Origin of the sequence: Mesorhizobium sp. B3-1-7 (genome assembly GCF_006439385.1) — a bacterium.
Lineage (GTDB): Bacteria > Pseudomonadota > Alphaproteobacteria > Rhizobiales > Rhizobiaceae > Mesorhizobium.
This window is the reverse complement of record NZ_VFTL01000013.1, coordinates 103,698-119,306: the sequence shown is the minus strand read 5'-3', so window position 1 is coordinate 119,306 and position 15,609 is coordinate 103,698. Positions and strand designations below refer to the sequence as shown.

Sequence of the window (15,609 nt, the reverse complement as noted above, 5' to 3'; positions counted from 1 at the left end):
ACCCGGATCTGAGCTCGCGTCGAAGAAACGGCAGAAATCAGCCCGATTGGCGCAGCAGCGCCTGCGCACGCAGCAGCCGGTTCACCTCGGCGGCCTTGGCCGGCACGCCGATCAGATAGCCTTGCGCCTCGCCGCAGCCGGCCTTGCGAAGCATGTCCAGCTGCGCCTCGGTCTCCACACCTTCGGCGGTGACGGTGATGCCGAGCTCGGCGCCGAGCCCGATCACCGTGCGCACGATAGCCGCCGTGTCGCGCTTGTCGAGATCGCTGGTGAAGGAGCGGTCGATCTTGATCTTGTCGACGGGGAAACGCCGGAGGTAGCCGAGCGAGGAATAGCCGGTGCCGAAATCGTCGAGCGCGATGCGCACGCCGAGACCGCGCAACTGGCTTAGCGTCTTCAGCACGGCGTCGCTCTCGTCCATCATCACCGTTTCGGTGATTTCGAGCTCCAGTCGGTTGGCCGGCAGGCCGGAGAAGGCAAGCGCCGCGATCACGCTGCGGGCGAAGCCGCCGCTCTTGATCTGCGCGGCCGAGACGTTGACGGCCATGCGCATGTCCGGCGGCCAGTTCGCCGCCACGTTGCAGGCCTTGCGCAGCGCCCAGTCGCCGAGTTGCACGATCAATCCGGTTTCCTCGGCGACGGGGATGAAGTTCTCCGGCGACACCAGGCCGCGCGACGGCGAGCGCCAGCGCATCAGGGCTTCCGCGCCGACAATCCTGCCGGAGCCGATGTCGAGGATCGGCTGGAAATCGAGTTCGAATTCGCGCCTGGAGAGCGCCGCCTCGAGATCGGCCTCGAGCGCTCGGCGCTCGCGCATAAGCGCATCCATGCCCGGCTCGAAGAAGCGATAGACATTGCGTCCTTCGCTCTTGCCCCGGTAGAGCGCCATGTCGGCATTGGTGAGCAGTGTGTCGGCGTCGTGCCCGTCGCCGGGATAGAGCGCGATGCCGAGGCTCACGCCCACATGCATTTCGCGCCCCTTGTCGCGATAAGGCTTGCCGACGATCTCGACGATGCGCTTGGCGAGCTTTTCGGCGTCGGCGACGCTCCTGATGCCGAACTGGATGATGGCGAACTCGTCGCCGCCGAAGCGCGCCACCACGTCCTTGCTGCTGCGCACCGAATGCTGCAGCCGCTTGGCGACGCATTGCAGCAGCCAGTCTCCGGCCGGGTGGCCGAACGTGTCGTTGACGGCCTTGAAGCGATCGAGGTCGAGCGAGAGGATCGCCAGCGGCTTGGCCTCGCCAAGCGCCTGGTCCAGCCGATCGCGAAACATCGAGCGGTTGGGCAGGTTGGTCAGCGTGTCGTGATGCGCAAGATGCGTCATGCGCTCTTCGGTGCGCCGGCGCTCGGTGACGTCCTCGAAAGTCGCCACCCAGCCGCCGCCGGCCAGCGGCCGCCGCAAGACGAAGAGCGTTCGGCCGTCGACCAGTTCGCGATAGCTCGAGCGCGACTGGCCGGCATCCAGGCTGGCCTTCGTCTTGTCGACCTCGACGTCGATTTCCAGCGGCGCGAAGATGCCGAGTCGAATGAGCTTGTCCAGCATCTGGCGATGCGTCATGCCGAGCGCGAAATCCGACGCCTTGGCGTTGCACAGGTCCAGAAAGCGCTGGTTGCGCACGATGAGCCGGCCCTTGGCGCTGTACATCAGCAGGCCTTGCGACATGTTGGCAAGCGCCGCGTCGAAGCGGCGGTGCTGCTCCTTCAACTCCGCCTCGGCGCGCCGCTCCTCGGTCACATCCTCGTAGATCGACACCCAGCCGCCGACGGCGATCGGCCGGTGCGAAATGACGACGATGCGCCCGTCCGACAAGACTTCCTCATAGGTCGAGGCCTTGGCGCCGTCGATGTAAGGCTTGCGGATGGCATAAAGCTCGTTCGCGCTCTGCGAGGCGATGCCGATGTCGACGCTGTGCTGCAGTATGTCGAAGAAAGGAATGCCGGGCTTCACCACCTTGGCGTCCAGGCTGAAGATGTCGAGATAGTTGTGGTTGCAGATGATCATCCGCTCATCGGCGTCGAACATGCACAGGCCATGCGACATGTTCTCGACAGCCGCCGCGAAGCGCTCGTTCTGAGCCCGCAATTCTTCCGCGATCCGCCGCGCCGGACCAATGGCGGCCGTTCTTCGCTTGCCGGCGGTGGAAGCAGTCTTGACATGTGCGCCGGGCATGAGCACGCCTTCGGACCGTGACCGAACGCAATACTGTCGCGGTCGCGGGTTAATTTAGCGTTCTTTTATGGGGTTGTATTCACGGCAAGCGAAGACTGGCGCTTGGCTTCCAGCGTCTTGAAACGCTTGAGAAAAGCCGTTTGCGCCCAGGTCACGGATTTTGGCGTGAAGTCGAAGCGGTCGGCGGAGAAGCCGCGCGGCCGCCCGAAATACTCGGTCGCCTCAGCGGTCGAAAAGCCGGCCAGCAGCGTCGCTTCGTAATAGGCGGCGATCTGGTCGGCGCGTTTGATGTCGTTGCGCAAGGAGGCGGCGAGCTCCGCCGGCAGCGAGAAACGCAGATGGATGGCGCGCTGCAGGCGCAGCTCGCAATCCTTGTAGGAACCGCCCATCACCGATTTGAACGGTGAGATCATGTCGCCGATGACGTATTCGGGCGCGTCATGAAGCAGCGCCGCAAGCCGTGCTTCGGCCGTCGCCTCCGGCGCCAACTCGCCATACAGCGCCTCGACCAGCAGCGAATGCTGCGCCACCGAGAAGGCATGGTCGCCGCTGGTCTGGCCGTTCCAGCGGGCGACCCGGGCAAGGCCGTGCGCGATGTCGGCGATCTCGATGTCGAGCGGCGAGGGATCGAGCAGGTCGAGCCGCCGGCCGGACAGCATGCGTTGCCAGGCGCGCGGCGGCGCGCCGGCCCGGTCGGCCGCCATCAGGCCTCCTCCGCGCTGACCGCACCTTCAGGGAAGGTGAATTTCGCCCAGGCGGGAATGGCGAGCTTTACCGGAACCTCATCCGCCATGATCGCCTCGCCGGCGTCGACCGCCGCCTTGACACGGTCGATGCGGGCAACGGCAAGACCGGTCCGGCCGTCGACAGACCCGAGCGTGCCCACCGGCCGCCCGGCGACCGTGAGCTCGGTCCCGGCAGCGGGCAGGGGACCATCGGCCGACGCGATCAGCACACGGCGCCGCGCGGTGCCGCGATGCTGCATGCGCGAGACCACTTCCTGGCCGATATAGCAGCCCTTCTTGAAGCCCACGCCGCCAGTTTCGTCGAGCAGCACGTCATGCGGAAAGGCATCGCCGAGCTGGTAGTCGGAACCGCTCTCCGCGATGCCGTTGCCGATGCGCAGCACCAGCCAGGCATTTGAGTCGCCGCCGTCCTTTGCCTCGCCTCCGTAAGCGCGCCTCACCGACACATCGCGGAAGCGCGTGTCGGCAAGCGCCATTGAATCGGAAGGTGAGGCGGTTGAATCATCGCCCCACGCGACCGTGACAAGCGCCTGATCCTGTTTGGCAATATCGGCCTTCGCCCTTAGCCGGTAAAGCATCAGCCGGCGCACGAAATCGTCGGCGATATCGGCCCGGCATTCGAGGCGAAAACCATTGTCACCGGCGCGGGAGATGAGGAAATCGAACAGGATCTTGCCCTGCGGCGAAAGCAACGCGCCGGGTTTGGCTTCCCCGGGCCGAAGCGCGTCGAGGTCGGTGGTGAGAATGTTCTGCAAAAAATGCTCGGCATCGGGGCCTGACACGGAAATGAGCGCGCGGTTTTTGAGCTGGGCAAAGGGCATGGGCGTAAAATCGGCCTGATCTTGCAAAACGTCCGGCCATTACGTAAGCCGGCCACACTCCCCCCGCAAGAGATTGGACCTGCCATGGCAACCACCTTCGACCTCATCCTGACAGGCGGCACGGTGGTCAACCATGACGGCGAGGGCCGGCGCGACATCGGCGTGAAGGCCGGACGCATCGCGCGGATAGGCGATCTCGGCCAGGCTTCTGCCGGCGAAACCATCGACTGCACGGGCCTGCACATCCTGCCGGGCGTCGTCGACAGCCAGGTGCATTTCCGCGAACCGGGGCTGGAGCACAAGGAGGATCTGGAGACCGGCTCCCGCGCCGCGGTGCTGGGCGGCGTCACCGCCGTCTTCGAAATGCCCAACACCAATCCGCTGACCACCAGCGAGGCAGCACTTGCCGACAAGGTGCGCCGCGCCACCGGGCGCATGCATTGCGACTTCGCCTTCTGGGTCGGCGGCACGCGCGACAATGCCGGTGATGTCGGCGAACTGGAACGGCTGCCGGGAGCGGCCGGCATAAAAGTGTTCATGGGTTCGTCCACCGGCGACCTGCTGGTCGAGGACGACGAAGGCGTCGCCTCGATCCTGCGCAACACCCGCCGCCGCTCCGCCTTCCATTCCGAGGACGAATTCCGCCTGCGCGAGCGGCTCGGCGAACGCATCGAGGGCGATCCGTCGTCGCATCCGGTCTGGCGCGACGAGATCGCGGCGCTGCGCTGCACCGAGCGGCTGGTGCGCATCGCCAGGCAGACGCGCGCGCGCATCCATGTGCTGCACATCTCGACAGCCGAGGAGATCGTCTTCCTCGAACAGCACAAGGATGTCGCGACCTGCGAGGCGACGCCCCACCATCTGACGCTGAGCGCCGACGACTATGCGCGGCTGGGTACGCTGATCCAGATGAACCCGCCGGTGCGCGCCGCTCGCCACCGCGACGGCGTCTGGCATGGCATTTCGCAAGGCATCGTCGATGTGCTGGGCTCCGACCACGCGCCGCACACGCTGGCAGAAAAGGCGAAGCCCTATCCGGCCTCGCCGTCGGGCATGACCGGCGTGCAGACCCTGGTGCCGATCATGCTCGACCACGTCAACGCCGGCCGGCTCACTTTGCAGCGCTTTGTCGATCTGTCCAGCCATGGCCCGCAGCGCATATTCGGCATGGCCAGGAAAGGCCGCATCGCCGCCGGCTACGATGCCGATTTCACGGTCGTCGACCTGAAGCGCCGCGAGACCATCACCAACGCCCAGGCCGGCTCCAAGGCCGGCTGGACGCCCTATGACGGCAGGCAGGTCACCGGCTGGCCGGTCGGCACGGTCGTGCGCGGCAGGCGCGTCATGTGGGAAGGCGAGATCGTCACGCCCGGCCAGGGCAGGGCGGTGGAGTTTTCCGAGGCGCTGCCGGCCTAGCCCTTGCCAAGAATTGGATTTATTAAGCGCTCTGCATTATCTTGGATGCACCATGACCGCGAATATTGCGCCGATCATTCCTGCGGAGTTTCCTGAACTCCAGGCGCTCGCCTGGAACCGCGATGTCGCGTGCCCCTATCCCCGCTAAAGAGGCCTTTGCGCTTTACGAACGCAACTGGCGCTTTGTCGACCAAAAGCACCTTACGGCGCGTGAGCAGCTGCTTATCATGAAATTGGCCGACGAATTTGGCCACGGTATCCTTCTGACCACGGCCTGAGCCGTAGCGACAATCCCAGCCGCTGTCGTTGCGCTGTCCCGCCAACATTGCCGTACCTGTTGCGTCTCAATCCCCGGCGACGAAGAACAGCCACTGTCCGGTCGGCGTGATGCCGACGCGGTAGAAGATGTAGGCGCCGAACTGCTTCATATCGTCATAATCGCTGGCCGTGACCAGCTTGAACAACTCGACACGCTGCCTGGGATCGAGCTTGTCGAGCGGCAGCGCGAAGAAATACGGCCAGACATAGAGTTCCTGCGGCGTGCCGGTGTCGACATGGACATAGCCGGCCGAAAGCACCTCTTCCAGGATGGCGAGGATTTCCTGGCCGTCGCCGTCGCCCGAGAGGCTCTTCAGGAAGGTGATCGGGTCGCCGTCGATGTCGCCAAGCGACAATTGCGTCATGGAATCGCCCTTGCCGATCAGCGATCTCAGCTTCTCGATGTCACCGGTCCGGCAGGCTTCGATGATCAGCCCATGCATGCGCTTGACCGGTTCGGGAAGCGTGTTGAGGTCGTAGACGACCGCAGGCGGCGGAGCGTCCGGATCGGCGCGCGGGCTGGTGATGCCGCCATTGGCGGGCGGCGTCTCCGGCTCCGACTTGTCCGTATCGTCGGCAGGTTGGTCCGAGGGCTTGGTGCCGGGCGCCTCCGGCATCGGCACGGTGGTGCCGGGCGCGGCGCTGTCGCCAGTTGCGGGCGGGGTGCCCGGCGAAGGCAGGTCCTCGCGCTGGATTTCGCTCAGCGCGTAGGAAGGCGTGCTCGTGAGGCACAGGGGCAGCGTCAGGCAGGAAGCGGCGATCAGGATGCTGAGGGCCAGCCCGCGCGGCCGGCCTGACATCGAAAATCTCACCGCTTGCCTCTCCATGGTTCCCGGGTTCGGCCCCGGCCGGCGCTCCGAGCGTCCAGGCGCATGGACATGATGCCCAAATGGCGTGTCGCCGTCAAAACTCGTGGTCAAAAAGTCGCTGTCAAAACAGGTGGCTAATGCTTCAGCCGTTCGGGCTCGAAGGCGCCGGCGATCACCTTTTCCCGCATGCGGTCGAGGAGCGCGAGCGCAGAGGTCTCGCCATTGGCGCGCAACATCTCGCCGAAAGCGGTCTCCAGCGCTGCCTCGGCGATGATTTCCGGCTCGATGCCGGCCGATAGGCCTTCGGCCCACGCTTCGCTGTGACTCTCCACGGCGGTCAGCCGCTTTTCTTCCCTGACCAACGCGTCGATGTCGCTGACGCCATGTTCCATTGCGATGTCCACTTCTGCAAGCATCGATCCGACGAGGGATCAGGCTTGGTCTGTCAGTTCGTCCGCAGCCTCATTTAAGTCTTTGTAAATACGACATTTTTACGGTCGCAATCTACATTCCGATCGGGACTGCGCATCAATCGATGCCGAGCTTAGCCGATTAGACCGGCTTGGGGCATCAAAACCTTCAGTTTGAGTTAATTCCACAATCGCGCGCTAACGTTTCATTAACGCTGTTGCGCAAGTGCAACACATGATTGCACCAGAGCGGGACAGGACACAATAAGGCACGTCACATTGGCGCCAATTGCCCGCAAAAAATCTGCGCAAAACGCGCAGCGGCCGAGCCGGCCTCAATTCCCGTAGCGGGAAGCGATGTCGCGCGACAGCGTCTCGCCTTCCTTCATGTAGCGGGCGATGGCCTCGGTCGCCGACGGCGTGCATTGGGTGTAGGTACCGCTGAAGGAGCGGTAGCCGCGGTTGAACGATGCGATGAAGCGGGCGCGCCGGTCGGGATCGGGATTTTCCGATTCGAGCAGCTTTTCCATCTCGGCCCGCCACTGGTCGCCCCTCTCGCCGCACAGGTTGCGCAGGAAATGCAGCGATCCGAGCACTTCCGCCAGCCGCATCAGGCCGGGCTCGAACGGCGCTTCGGCGGCGGGGGCCGGGGATGCCGCGACGGCCATGCTGACAGCGAGGCACGCGGCAAGAAGAGCAGAAGCGCGGGTCATCAAAGCCTTGGCGTGAGGGAGTTAAAGCTTTGTGGCGAAACATTTTGTCGCCCGCAAGGCGATTTTTTTCGGCGTCTACGCGCCTGCGGCGGGCCGGAGCAATTCCTCGGCGACCGAGAACACGTCGCCCGCCAGCGGCATCTGCGTCATTTGCGCCAGCGTGTAGAACGCCGCCGTCTCGGCATCGTCGCTGGCCACGGGCTCGCCGCCGGCATAGGCCGCGCCGAACACCGTCAGCAGATAGTCGACCGCGTGGTTTTCACTGCTGCCGTCGATATGGATGTCGCGCAGCGGCCGGTAACCTGTCGCTTCGAGCCCGGTCTCTTCCTGCAACTCGCGCGCCGCGGCTTGGGCCAGCGTCTCGCCCGCTTCGACCTTGCCGCCGGGATAGGCGTAGAGCCCCTGCGATGGCGCCCGCGCGCGCTTGACCAGAAGCACCGTCTCGCCGCGCACGACGGCGACGGAAACGGCCGGTAAGAGCTTGCGCTGTTCCATGCGTGTCGATCTCTCCGCAGCCTTTTGTGGACCGATTGGGCGAAACAAGCTTTAGCCGTTGCGGCGTGGCGGTTCCATCGCCACTTTCATTGCACGTCAATCGAAGAGCCAGATCCATGTGCGGACGCTTTGCCCTGACCGCCACGCCGGACCAGACCGCCGCCTTCCTCGGCCTGGCCGAGCTGGAGGAATTTCCGGCGCGCTACAACATCGCGCCGACTCAGCCGGTGCTGATGGCGCTTGCCGGGCCGCAGCGGGAGCCGGGCTCGAACCTGCCGGACCGCCAGGCGATGCTGGTGCGCTGGGGCCTGATTCCTAGCTGGGTCGAGGACACCAAGGCGTTTCCGCTGCTCATCAACGCCCGCTCCGAGGGTGTGCTGCAAAAGGCTTCGTTCAAGACCGCGATGCGTCACCGCCGCGCTCTTGTGCCGGCATCGGGTTTCTACGAGTGGCAGCAGTCGGGCAGCGGCAAGGGCCAACCCTACTGGATCCGCCCGCGACGCGGCGGCGTGGTCGCCTTCGCCGGCCTGATCGAAACTTTTTCCGAGCCCGGCGGCTCGGAGATGGATACCGGAGCGATCGTCACGATCGAGGCCAATGCCGGCATCGCCCATATCCACGACCGCATGCCGGTGGTGATCGAGGAACGCGACTTCGCCCGCTGGCTCGATTGCCGCACGCAGGAGACGCGCGACGTGCTCGATCTGCTGAAGCCCGCCGAACCCGATTTCTTCGAGGCGATTCCGGTTTCCGACCTGGTCAACAAGGTCGCCAACACCGGGCCGGAGATTCAGGAGCGCGGCATCGTTTCGCCGCAGGCCGAAAAACCCGGGCGCCAGAAGCCTGGCGCGGACGAAAACCAGATGAGCTTGTTCTAGCGAAGGTTATCAGCCTTGCGAGGCTGCTTCCGGAGGCCTTCATCTCCAGGGCGCTCTCTGGCGCCCTCATCGCCGGCGTCCCCATTGTCGGGGACCGTGCCGGTCGTGCCCTTTCAGGCAACGCGCGGCGAAACGATCTTCTGCGCGGGCTTCTTCTTCTTCGCGGTGTGGAGGAGGGCCGCGACGATTGCCGCCGGGCCGATCGCGCGGTAGTGGCTGGCCAGTGCGGGCTGCGTTTGTCGGTTCTGTTCCTGCTTGGTGCGAGCCATGATTCTCTTCCCTGGTAACGGTTTCGTGTCCAGCGTTTGGCGGCCGATTCCGACCAAATCGTGACATCTGACGGTCTAGCCGGCGAATGTTTCATCACTGTGCCGACATGTTTAATAAAATGTTTCGTCCTGTCTTTACCTGTGATTCAGCCACATCTTTCCTGAGCGGAGCGACTTGACGGCAACACCTGCCAGCGCGATAAAGCCGCCCATGAAAACGTCTTTCGCCATTTGTGGCATTTGCATTATTGGCTAGCCTCGCGCTGGTCCGGACGTTTTCGCCTCATCTTTCCCCAGATCGGAAAAACGCCCCGGCCAGCAGGCTGGAGCCTGATTTGTGCCTTCGGCGCGAAGTTGGTTCCGGCAAACACAAACTAAGGACCGGGACCGCATGTCTGACGCATCGAAGGGCCTCAACCTCTACAACACGCTAACGCGGACGAAGGAGCGATTCATCCCGATCGATCCGTTGAACGTGCGCATGTATGTCTGCGGCCCGACCGTCTACGACTTTGCCCATATCGGCAATGCGCGTCCGGCGATCGTCTTCGACGTGCTTTTCCGTCTGTTGCGCCAAGTCTATGGCGAAACGCATGTCACGTATGTGCGCAACATCACGGATGTCGATGACAAGATAAATGCCAGGGCGCTGCGCGACTTCGGCGAGGCGATCGCGGCCGGCAAGCTCTCGCTCAACGATGCGATCCGCAAGGTCACCGAAAAGACCGCCGACCAGTATCACAAGGATGTCGCCGCACTTGGCTGCCTGCAGCCGACCTACGAGCCGCGAGCGACCGAATTCGTCGCGCCCCGGGCCGACGGCAAGGCCGACATGCTGTCGCTGATTTCGCAGTTGATCGCGCGCGGCCACGCCTATGTCGCCGGCGGCGAGGTGCTGTTCGACACCGCTTCGATGCCCGACTATGGCGAGTTGTCGAAGCGCAATCTCGACGAGCAGCAGGCGGGCGCGCGCATCGCCGTCGACGCGCACAAGAAGAACCCCGGCGATTTCGTGCTGTGGAAGCTGTCTTCGCCTGAGGAACCCGGCTGGGAGAGCCCATGGGGCAGGGGCCGGCCCGGCTGGCACATCGAATGCTCGGCGATGTCCGCCGCCTATCTCGGCGAGGTCTTCGACATCCATGGCGGCGGGCTGGACCTGATCTTCCCGCACCACGAGAACGAGATCGCCCAGTCGCGCTGCGCCCACGGAACCCAGGTCATGGCCAATGTCTGGATGCATAACGGCTTCCTGCAGGTCGAAGGCCAGAAGATGTCGAAGAGCCTCGGCAACTTCTATTCGATCCACGAGCTCCTAGAGACGGACACTTTCGGCGGCCGCACCTGGCCTGGCGAGGTGCTCAGGCTGGCGATGCTGATGACGCACTATCGCGAGCCGATCGACTTTTCCGTGCGCAAGCTGGAGGAGGCGGAAAACACGTTGCGCAAGTGGAAGCGCGCCGCAGACCTTGCACCGGTGGCCGCGAAGGACCTGCCGGCCGAGGTGGTGGAAGCGCTGTCGGACGACCTCGCCACCTACAGCGCCTTCCAGCGGCTCACGCAACTCGCCGGCGAGGCGGGCGATGCCGGAGGCGAGAAAGCCGCCGGGTCCTTGAAGGCGGCGCTGGCTTTCCTGGGCTTCGACGTCGGCGCGGCCAAGGTGGACGAGGAAGCGATCGCCAAGGCGATAGCCGATCGGCTCGCGCTGATCGCCGCCAAGAACTGGGCCGAGGCCGACCGCCTGCGTGATGAGTTGCTGGCGCAAGGCGTGCAGTTGAAGGACGGCAAGGACCCCGCCACCGGCGAGCGCGTGACGACGTGGGAGATCAAGCGGTGAGGGTGGATGCTCTCATAGTGGAGAGGTTTGAGCGAGGCCCCCCTCTCTGTCCTGCCGGACATCTCCCCCTCGAGGGGGGAGATTGGATGTCACGCGGGCTTTCGCCAATCGCCGACGTTGAAGACGGGGCGCCGTCGGCGAAGCTGCTGATCTCCCCCCTCGAGGGGGAGATGTCCGGCAGGACAGAGAGGGGGGCCTCGCGATGACCCATCATCGGGTATCTCCCGCCAATCGCGGCAATGCGCGCAAGATGCGCAAGGCGATGACCGATGCCGAGCTGAAGCTTTGGAATGAGGTGCGTGCTGATAGGCTGATGGGAATGGCGTTCAGGCGTCAGATGCCGATAGCTGGCTACATCGTTGATTTTGCCTGCCCCAACAAGAAGCTGATCGTCGAGCTGGACGGATCGCGACATGCTTCGCCGGAGATATCTGCTTCCGACGCCGCGCGAACCGCGAATCTTGAAGCCCTGGGCTGGACCATCCTGCGCTTCTGGAACGACGACGTGATCCGCGATATCGACAATGTCTGCCAGCACATCGTCATCGTGGCCGGCCTGGCCGTCGCGCCCGCGCCACCAACGGAGGAGTTCGTCCCGTGATCGACCATCTCGGCATCAACGTATCCGATTTCGACGCATCCAAGACCTTCTACGACAAGGCGATGGCGCCGCTGGGGGCATCGCTGCTCTACATGGTGCCTCAGGAATTTACCGGCGGCGCCAAGGTCGGCGGCTATGGCCGCGACCGGCCGGTGTTCTGGCTGAGCGACAGCACGGACAAGCCGAAATCCGCCCAGCATGTCGCCTTCACCGCGCGCAGCCGCGCCGAGGTCGACGCTTTCCACGCGGCGGCACTTGCCGCCGGCGGCAAGGACAATGGCGGACCGGGTCTGCGGCCGCATTACCACCCCAACTATTACGGCGCCTTCGTCTTCGATCCCGACGGCAACAATGTCGAGGCGGTCTGCCATGATCCGGAGTGAGCGCCAAAAGCAGCCCATGATCGGGAGTGTGTCATGAGCCTCGACAACCGGCCTGTCTACACCGGCGGCTGCCAGTGCGGCGCCGTGCGTTTCCGCGTCGAAGGGGCGCTGGGCGAAGCCTCTGTCTGCCATTGCCGCATGTGCCAGAAGGCGAGCGGGAACTTCTATCTGCCGCTGGTCTCGGTGCGTGGCGCCACGCTCGACTGGACGCGCGGCGAGCCCAAACGCTTCCGCTCGTCCAATGCCGCCTGGCGCGGCTTCTGCGCCGAATGCGGCACGCCGCTGACCTTCGAGGCCCCCGACGGCGTGGCGCTTGCGATCGCCGCCTTCGATGACCCGACCGGCATCGCGCCCACCATCCAGTGGGGGACGGAGGCAAAACTTCCCTATGTCGACGGCATCCCCAAGCTGCCGTCCGAGCACACGATGGCCGATATCGCCTCGGCGCCTTACCTCGCCGAGCTCGTCTCCTACCAGCATCCCGATCACGACACCGACCAATGGCCACCGGAGGAAAGATGATGACCGACCAAGTTCGAACCGGAGGCTGCCAGTGTGGCGCCGTGCGCTTCCGCATCAAGGGCAAGCTCGGGCGCCCCTCCATCTGCCATTGCCGCATGTGCCAGAAACAGTTCGGCAATTTCTTCGGCGCGCTGGTGACGGTGCCGAAGGACGGCGTCGAATGGACCCATGAGGAGCCGAGCTATTTCCAGTCCTCGGTCAACATCGACCGCGGTTTCTGCGCCCGCTGCGGCACGCCGCTGACCTATCGCCAGCCCGGCACGCTGGAGATCGCGATCGGCGCCTTCGACGACCGCTCCGACCTAGCGCCGCAGATCCAGGTCAACTACGCGGTTCGTCTGCCCTGGGTGGAGAAGATCTTCGAGGCGCCGATCCTCGACGATCCCGACTTCTATCGACGGCAGGAGCAGATCATTTCCTTCCAGCATCCCGACCACGAGACGGCCAACTGGCCGCAGCAGGGCTTGAAGCTATGACGGTCCACGGCAGTTCGTTGCGTATGCTCTATCCGGAGATCGAGCCGTTCGAGTCAGGCATGCTCGATATCGGCGACGGCCACACCATCTATTGGGAACGCTGCGGCACCAAGGGCGCCAAGCCCGCCGTGTTCCTGCATGGCGGCCCCGGCGGCACCATCTCGCCGAAACACCGGCGTCTGTTCGACCCGAAGCTCTACGACGTTATCCTGTTCGACCAGCGCGGTTGCGGCAAGTCGACGCCCAACGCTTCGCTCGAGGCCAACACCACCTGGCATCTCGTCGCCGATATCGAGCGCCTGCGCGAAATGGCGGGCTTCGACAAATGGCTTGTCTTCGGCGGCTCCTGGGGCTCGACGCTGGCGCTCGCCTACGCCGAGACGCATCCGGACCGCGTCAGCGAATTGGTCGTGCGCGGCATCTATACGCTAACCCGCGCCGAGCTCGAATGGTATTATCAGTTCGGCGTCTCGGAAATGTTTCCCGACAAATGGGAGCGTTTTCTGGCGCCGATCCCTGAGGCCGAGCGCGGCGACATGATGGCCGCTTATCGCAAGCGGCTGGTCGGGTCCGACCGCAAGGCTCAAGTTCAGGCAGCCCTTGCCTGGAGCCTCTGGGAAGGCGAGACGATCACGCTGCTGCCAGAGCCGGAAACCAGCACGCCGTTCGGCCAGGACGACTACGCGGTGGCCTTCGCCCGCATCGAGAACCATTATTTCGTCCATGCCGGCTGGCTGGACGAAGGGCAGCTGCTGCGCGACGCCTGGAAGCTGAAGGACATCCCCGGCACCATCGTCCACGGCCGCTACGACATGCCGTGTCCGGCAAAATATGCCTGGGCGCTGCACAAGGCCTGGCCGAAAGCGGATTTCCACCTGGTCGAAGGCGCCGGCCATGCCTATTCGGAGCCGGGGATTCTGGATCGGCTGATCCGGGCGACGGATGGGTTCGCCGGCAAGAGATGATATTACCCGGCCGCAAGGCCAGAGGAGGGTGCTGAAGCACCCACGCAGCCATGACAAAGCAACGCCTTTATCTCTTCGACACCACGCTTCGCGATGGCCAGCAGACGCCGGGCATCGACTTTTCCGTCGAGGACAAGATCGCCATCGCCAAAATGGTCGACGAGTTCGGCATCGACTATGTCGAGGGCGGTTATCCGGGCGCCAATCCGACCGACACAGCTTTCTTTCAGAAGAAGCAGACTGAGCGCGCGAAATTCGTCGCCTTCGGCATGACCAAGCGGGCAGGGATCTCGGCTTCCAACGACCCGGGGTTGGCGGCGCTGGTGCAGTCGAGGTCCGACGCCATCTGCTTCGTCGCCAAGAGCTGGGACTATCACGTGCGCGTCGCGCTCGGCTGCACCAACGAGGAGAACCTGGAGTCGATCAAGACCTCGGTGGAAACCGCTGTCGCGGCCGGCAAGGAGACGATGGTCGACTGCGAGCATTTCTTCGACGGCTTCAAGGCCAATCCGGACTATGCGCTGGCCTGCGCCAGGACGGCCTATGAAGCCGGCGCGCGCTGGGTGGTGCTGTGCGACACCAATGGCGGCACGCAGCCTTCGGAAGTGCGCGAAATCGTCGGCAAGGTCATCGCGCACGGCATCCCCGGCGACCATCTCGGCATCCATGCCCATGACGACACCGGACAAGCGGTGGCGAATTCCCTTGCCGCGGTCGAGGCCGGCGTACGCCAGATCCAGGGCACGCTGAACGGCATCGGCGAGCGCTGCGGCAACGCCAATCTCATCTCCATCATCCCGACGCTTTCGCTGAAGCCCGCCTTCGCCGATCGTTTTGAGACCGGCATTTCGGCGGAAGATCTGGCTGGAATATCCAGGCTCTCCCGCGCCTTCGACGAACTGCTCAACCGCGCGCCGGAAGCCCAGGCACCCTATGTCGGCTCATCGGCATTTGCCACCAAGGCCGGCATCCATGCCTCGGCTTTGGCCAAGGAGCCGGCGACCTATGAGCATGTCCCGCCGGAAGCCGTGGGCAACCGCCGCCGCGTCATGGTCTCCGACCAGGGCGGCAAGGCCAATTTCCTCGCCGAGCTGAAGCGGCGCGGCATCGACGTGCCGAAGGACGATCACCGGCTCGACGCGCTTATCGCCGTGGTCAAGGAGCGCGAGGCCGAAGGCTATGCCTATGAAGGCGCCGACGCCTCGTTCGAATTGTTGGCCCGCAAGATGCTGCACGGCCTGCCGGAGTTCTTCAACGTCACCTCGTTCCGCTGCATGGTCGAGCGCCGCTTCGACGCCAACGGCAATCTGAAGACCGTCTCCGAGGCGATCGTGAAGGTCGAGGTCGACGGCGAGGAGAAGATGTCGGTCGCCGAAGGCCACGGCCCGGTCAACGCGCTCGACATCGCGCTGCGCAAGGACCTCGGCAAATACCAGAGCGAGATCGCCGATCTCGAGCTCGCGGACTTCAAGGTGCGTATCCTCAACGGCGGCACCGAGGCGATCACCCGCGTTCTGATCGAATCGCACGATTCCACCGGTGCCCGCTGGTGGACCGTCGGCGTGTCGGAAAACATCATCGACGCCTCCTTCCAGGCGTTGATGGATTCGATCGTCTACAAGCTGATGAAGAACCGCGAGATGGCAGGGTTGGTGGCGGCGGAATAGGGCTCCTTTCCTCGCCCCCGCAAAGCGGGGGAGAGGTGGCCCGGCGCAGCCGGGACGGAGCGGGGGAGCGACCTGCGCGAAGCCAGAGTCCAAGAAGGAAAGGGCGCAGCAAG

17 protein-coding genes and 1 pseudogene are annotated in these 15,609 nt (G+C 64.4%); 10 read left to right on the top strand and 8 right to left on the bottom strand.

Annotated features, from left to right (window positions below; all coding sequences use genetic code 11):
• Positions 1 to 37 precede the first annotated feature (37 nt).
• From FJ417_RS13235 to FJ417_RS13225, 3 genes are all read right to left on the bottom strand, one after another.
• Positions 38 to 2,173, bottom strand: coding sequence for an EAL domain-containing protein (locus tag FJ417_RS13235; protein WP_140783758.1), 2,136 nt, complete (start codon positions 2,171 to 2,173; stop codon positions 38 to 40).
• A 65-nt stretch (positions 2,174 to 2,238) separates the two neighbouring features.
• Positions 2,239 to 2,877: an HD family hydrolase gene (locus FJ417_RS13230; RefSeq protein ID WP_140651672.1), complete on the bottom strand. Its 639-nt coding sequence runs from the start codon at positions 2,875 to 2,877 to the stop codon at positions 2,239 to 2,241.
• The gene (locus FJ417_RS13225) at positions 2,877 to 3,740 is read right to left on the bottom strand and encodes a folate-binding protein YgfZ (RefSeq protein ID WP_140783757.1); all 864 of its coding nucleotides are present in this window, start codon (positions 3,738 to 3,740) and stop codon (positions 2,877 to 2,879) included. Before FJ417_RS13225 ends, FJ417_RS13230 begins: the two co-directional genes overlap by 1 nt.
• 84 nt (positions 3,741 to 3,824) lie before the next feature.
• On the opposite strand from FJ417_RS13225, the gene FJ417_RS13220 reads away from it, so the two are divergent.
• Positions 3,825 to 5,156 carry a dihydroorotase gene (locus FJ417_RS13220; protein WP_140783756.1) on the top strand — a complete coding sequence of 444 codons (1,332 nt, stop codon included), beginning with the start codon at positions 3,825 to 3,827 and terminating at the stop codon, positions 5,154 to 5,156.
• 52 nt (positions 5,157 to 5,208) lie between these two features.
• Positions 5,209 to 5,434: pseudogene (locus FJ417_RS13215) on the top strand (hypothetical protein).
• A 66-nt stretch (positions 5,435 to 5,500) separates the two neighbouring features.
• Here the strand turns inward: FJ417_RS13215 and FJ417_RS13210 are convergent.
• The 4 genes from FJ417_RS13210 to FJ417_RS13195 all read right to left on the bottom strand — a co-directional run bounded on the left by FJ417_RS13210 (position 5,501) and on the right by FJ417_RS13195 (position 7,901).
• The gene (locus FJ417_RS13210; protein ID WP_140783755.1) at positions 5,501 to 6,286 is read right to left on the bottom strand and encodes a hypothetical protein; all 786 of its coding nucleotides are present in this window, start codon (positions 6,284 to 6,286) and stop codon (positions 5,501 to 5,503) included.
• 131 nt (positions 6,287 to 6,417) lie between these two features.
• The gene (locus FJ417_RS13205) at positions 6,418 to 6,675 is read right to left on the bottom strand and encodes a hypothetical protein (RefSeq protein WP_040984202.1); all 258 of its coding nucleotides are present in this window, start codon (positions 6,673 to 6,675) and stop codon (positions 6,418 to 6,420) included.
• Positions 6,676 to 7,028: 353 nt separating this feature from the next.
• Entirely contained in the window at positions 7,029 to 7,406 is a 378-nt protein-coding gene (locus tag FJ417_RS13200; protein ID WP_140783754.1) for a TIGR02301 family protein, read from the bottom strand.
• A gap of 75 nt (positions 7,407 to 7,481) precedes the next feature.
• Positions 7,482 to 7,901 (bottom strand): NUDIX domain-containing protein, encoded by a 420-nt coding sequence (locus tag FJ417_RS13195; RefSeq protein ID WP_140783753.1) that lies wholly within the window; start codon positions 7,899 to 7,901, stop codon positions 7,482 to 7,484.
• Positions 7,902 to 8,017: 116 nt separating this feature from the next.
• Between FJ417_RS13195 and FJ417_RS13190 the strand changes: the two genes are divergently transcribed.
• Complete coding sequence (locus FJ417_RS13190) at positions 8,018 to 8,779, top strand: SOS response-associated peptidase (protein ID WP_140783752.1); 762 nt, start codon at positions 8,018 to 8,020, stop codon at positions 8,777 to 8,779.
• A 113-nt stretch (positions 8,780 to 8,892) separates the two neighbouring features.
• Here FJ417_RS13190 and FJ417_RS13185 read toward each other — a convergent pair whose 3' ends face one another.
• The gene (locus FJ417_RS13185; RefSeq protein ID WP_140644414.1) at positions 8,893 to 9,048 is read right to left on the bottom strand and encodes a hypothetical protein; all 156 of its coding nucleotides are present in this window, start codon (positions 9,046 to 9,048) and stop codon (positions 8,893 to 8,895) included.
• 391 nt (positions 9,049 to 9,439) lie between these two features.
• Here FJ417_RS13185 and cysS point away from each other — a divergent pair, with 391 nt between their 5' ends.
• The 7 genes from cysS to cimA all read left to right on the top strand — a co-directional run bounded on the left by cysS (position 9,440) and on the right by cimA (position 15,496).
• Positions 9,440 to 10,882, top strand: a complete 1,443-nt coding sequence (gene cysS, locus FJ417_RS13180) for a cysteine--tRNA ligase (protein WP_140783751.1) — start codon at positions 9,440 to 9,442, stop codon at positions 10,880 to 10,882.
• 250 nt (positions 10,883 to 11,132) lie between these two features.
• Positions 11,133 to 11,483, top strand: coding sequence for an endonuclease domain-containing protein (locus FJ417_RS13170; protein WP_246687448.1), 351 nt, complete (start codon positions 11,133 to 11,135; stop codon positions 11,481 to 11,483).
• The gene (locus FJ417_RS13165) at positions 11,480 to 11,866 is read left to right on the top strand and encodes a VOC family protein (RefSeq protein ID WP_140783749.1); all 387 of its coding nucleotides are present in this window, start codon (positions 11,480 to 11,482) and stop codon (positions 11,864 to 11,866) included. The genes FJ417_RS13170 and FJ417_RS13165 overlap by 4 nt, the downstream gene beginning before the upstream one ends.
• A gap of 33 nt (positions 11,867 to 11,899) precedes the next feature.
• Positions 11,900 to 12,388, top strand: coding sequence for a GFA family protein (locus tag FJ417_RS13160; RefSeq protein WP_140783748.1), 489 nt, complete (start codon positions 11,900 to 11,902; stop codon positions 12,386 to 12,388).
• The gene (locus FJ417_RS13155) at positions 12,388 to 12,864 is read left to right on the top strand and encodes a GFA family protein (RefSeq protein ID WP_140783747.1); all 477 of its coding nucleotides are present in this window, start codon (positions 12,388 to 12,390) and stop codon (positions 12,862 to 12,864) included. The genes FJ417_RS13160 and FJ417_RS13155 overlap by 1 nt, the downstream gene beginning before the upstream one ends.
• Complete coding sequence (gene pip / locus FJ417_RS13150) at positions 12,861 to 13,829, top strand: prolyl aminopeptidase (protein ID WP_140783746.1); 969 nt, start codon at positions 12,861 to 12,863, stop codon at positions 13,827 to 13,829. The genes FJ417_RS13155 and pip overlap by 4 nt, the downstream gene beginning before the upstream one ends.
• A 50-nt stretch (positions 13,830 to 13,879) precedes the next feature.
• Positions 13,880 to 15,496: a citramalate synthase gene (cimA, locus tag FJ417_RS13145; protein ID WP_140783745.1), complete on the top strand. Its 1,617-nt coding sequence runs from the start codon at positions 13,880 to 13,882 to the stop codon at positions 15,494 to 15,496.
• The last annotated feature ends 113 nt before the right edge of the window (positions 15,497 to 15,609 follow it).

Excerpts from the sequence above, each read along its gene's own strand:
- FJ417_RS13235 (WP_140783758.1), bottom strand. The coding sequence starts at position 2,173 with ATGCCCGGCGCACATGTCAAGACTGCTTCCACCGCCGGCAAGCGAAGA.
- FJ417_RS13230 (WP_140651672.1), bottom strand. The coding sequence starts at position 2,877 with ATGGCGGCCGACCGGGCCGGCGCGCCGCCGCGCGCCTGGCAACGCATG.
- FJ417_RS13225 (WP_140783757.1), bottom strand. The coding sequence starts at position 3,740 with ATGCCCTTTGCCCAGCTCAAAAACCGCGCGCTCATTTCCGTGTCAGGC.
- FJ417_RS13220 (WP_140783756.1), top strand. The coding sequence starts at position 3,825 with ATGGCAACCACCTTCGACCTCATCCTGACAGGCGGCACGGTGGTCAAC.
- FJ417_RS13205 (WP_040984202.1), bottom strand. The coding sequence starts at position 6,675 with ATGGAACATGGCGTCAGCGACATCGACGCGTTGGTCAGGGAAGAAAAG.
- FJ417_RS13200 (WP_140783754.1), bottom strand. The coding sequence starts at position 7,406 with ATGACCCGCGCTTCTGCTCTTCTTGCCGCGTGCCTCGCTGTCAGCATG.
- FJ417_RS13195 (WP_140783753.1), bottom strand. The coding sequence starts at position 7,901 with ATGGAACAGCGCAAGCTCTTACCGGCCGTTTCCGTCGCCGTCGTGCGC.
- FJ417_RS13190 (WP_140783752.1), top strand. The coding sequence starts at position 8,018 with ATGTGCGGACGCTTTGCCCTGACCGCCACGCCGGACCAGACCGCCGCC.
- FJ417_RS13185 (WP_140644414.1), bottom strand. The coding sequence starts at position 9,048 with ATGGCTCGCACCAAGCAGGAACAGAACCGACAAACGCAGCCCGCACTG.
- cysS (WP_140783751.1), top strand. The coding sequence starts at position 9,440 with ATGTCTGACGCATCGAAGGGCCTCAACCTCTACAACACGCTAACGCGG.
- FJ417_RS13170 (WP_246687448.1), top strand. The coding sequence starts at position 11,133 with ATGCGCAAGGCGATGACCGATGCCGAGCTGAAGCTTTGGAATGAGGTG.
- FJ417_RS13160 (WP_140783748.1), top strand. The coding sequence starts at position 11,900 with ATGAGCCTCGACAACCGGCCTGTCTACACCGGCGGCTGCCAGTGCGGC.
- FJ417_RS13155 (WP_140783747.1), top strand. The coding sequence starts at position 12,388 with ATGACCGACCAAGTTCGAACCGGAGGCTGCCAGTGTGGCGCCGTGCGC.
- pip (WP_140783746.1), top strand. The coding sequence starts at position 12,861 with ATGACGGTCCACGGCAGTTCGTTGCGTATGCTCTATCCGGAGATCGAG.
- cimA (WP_140783745.1), top strand. The coding sequence starts at position 13,880 with ATGACAAAGCAACGCCTTTATCTCTTCGACACCACGCTTCGCGATGGC.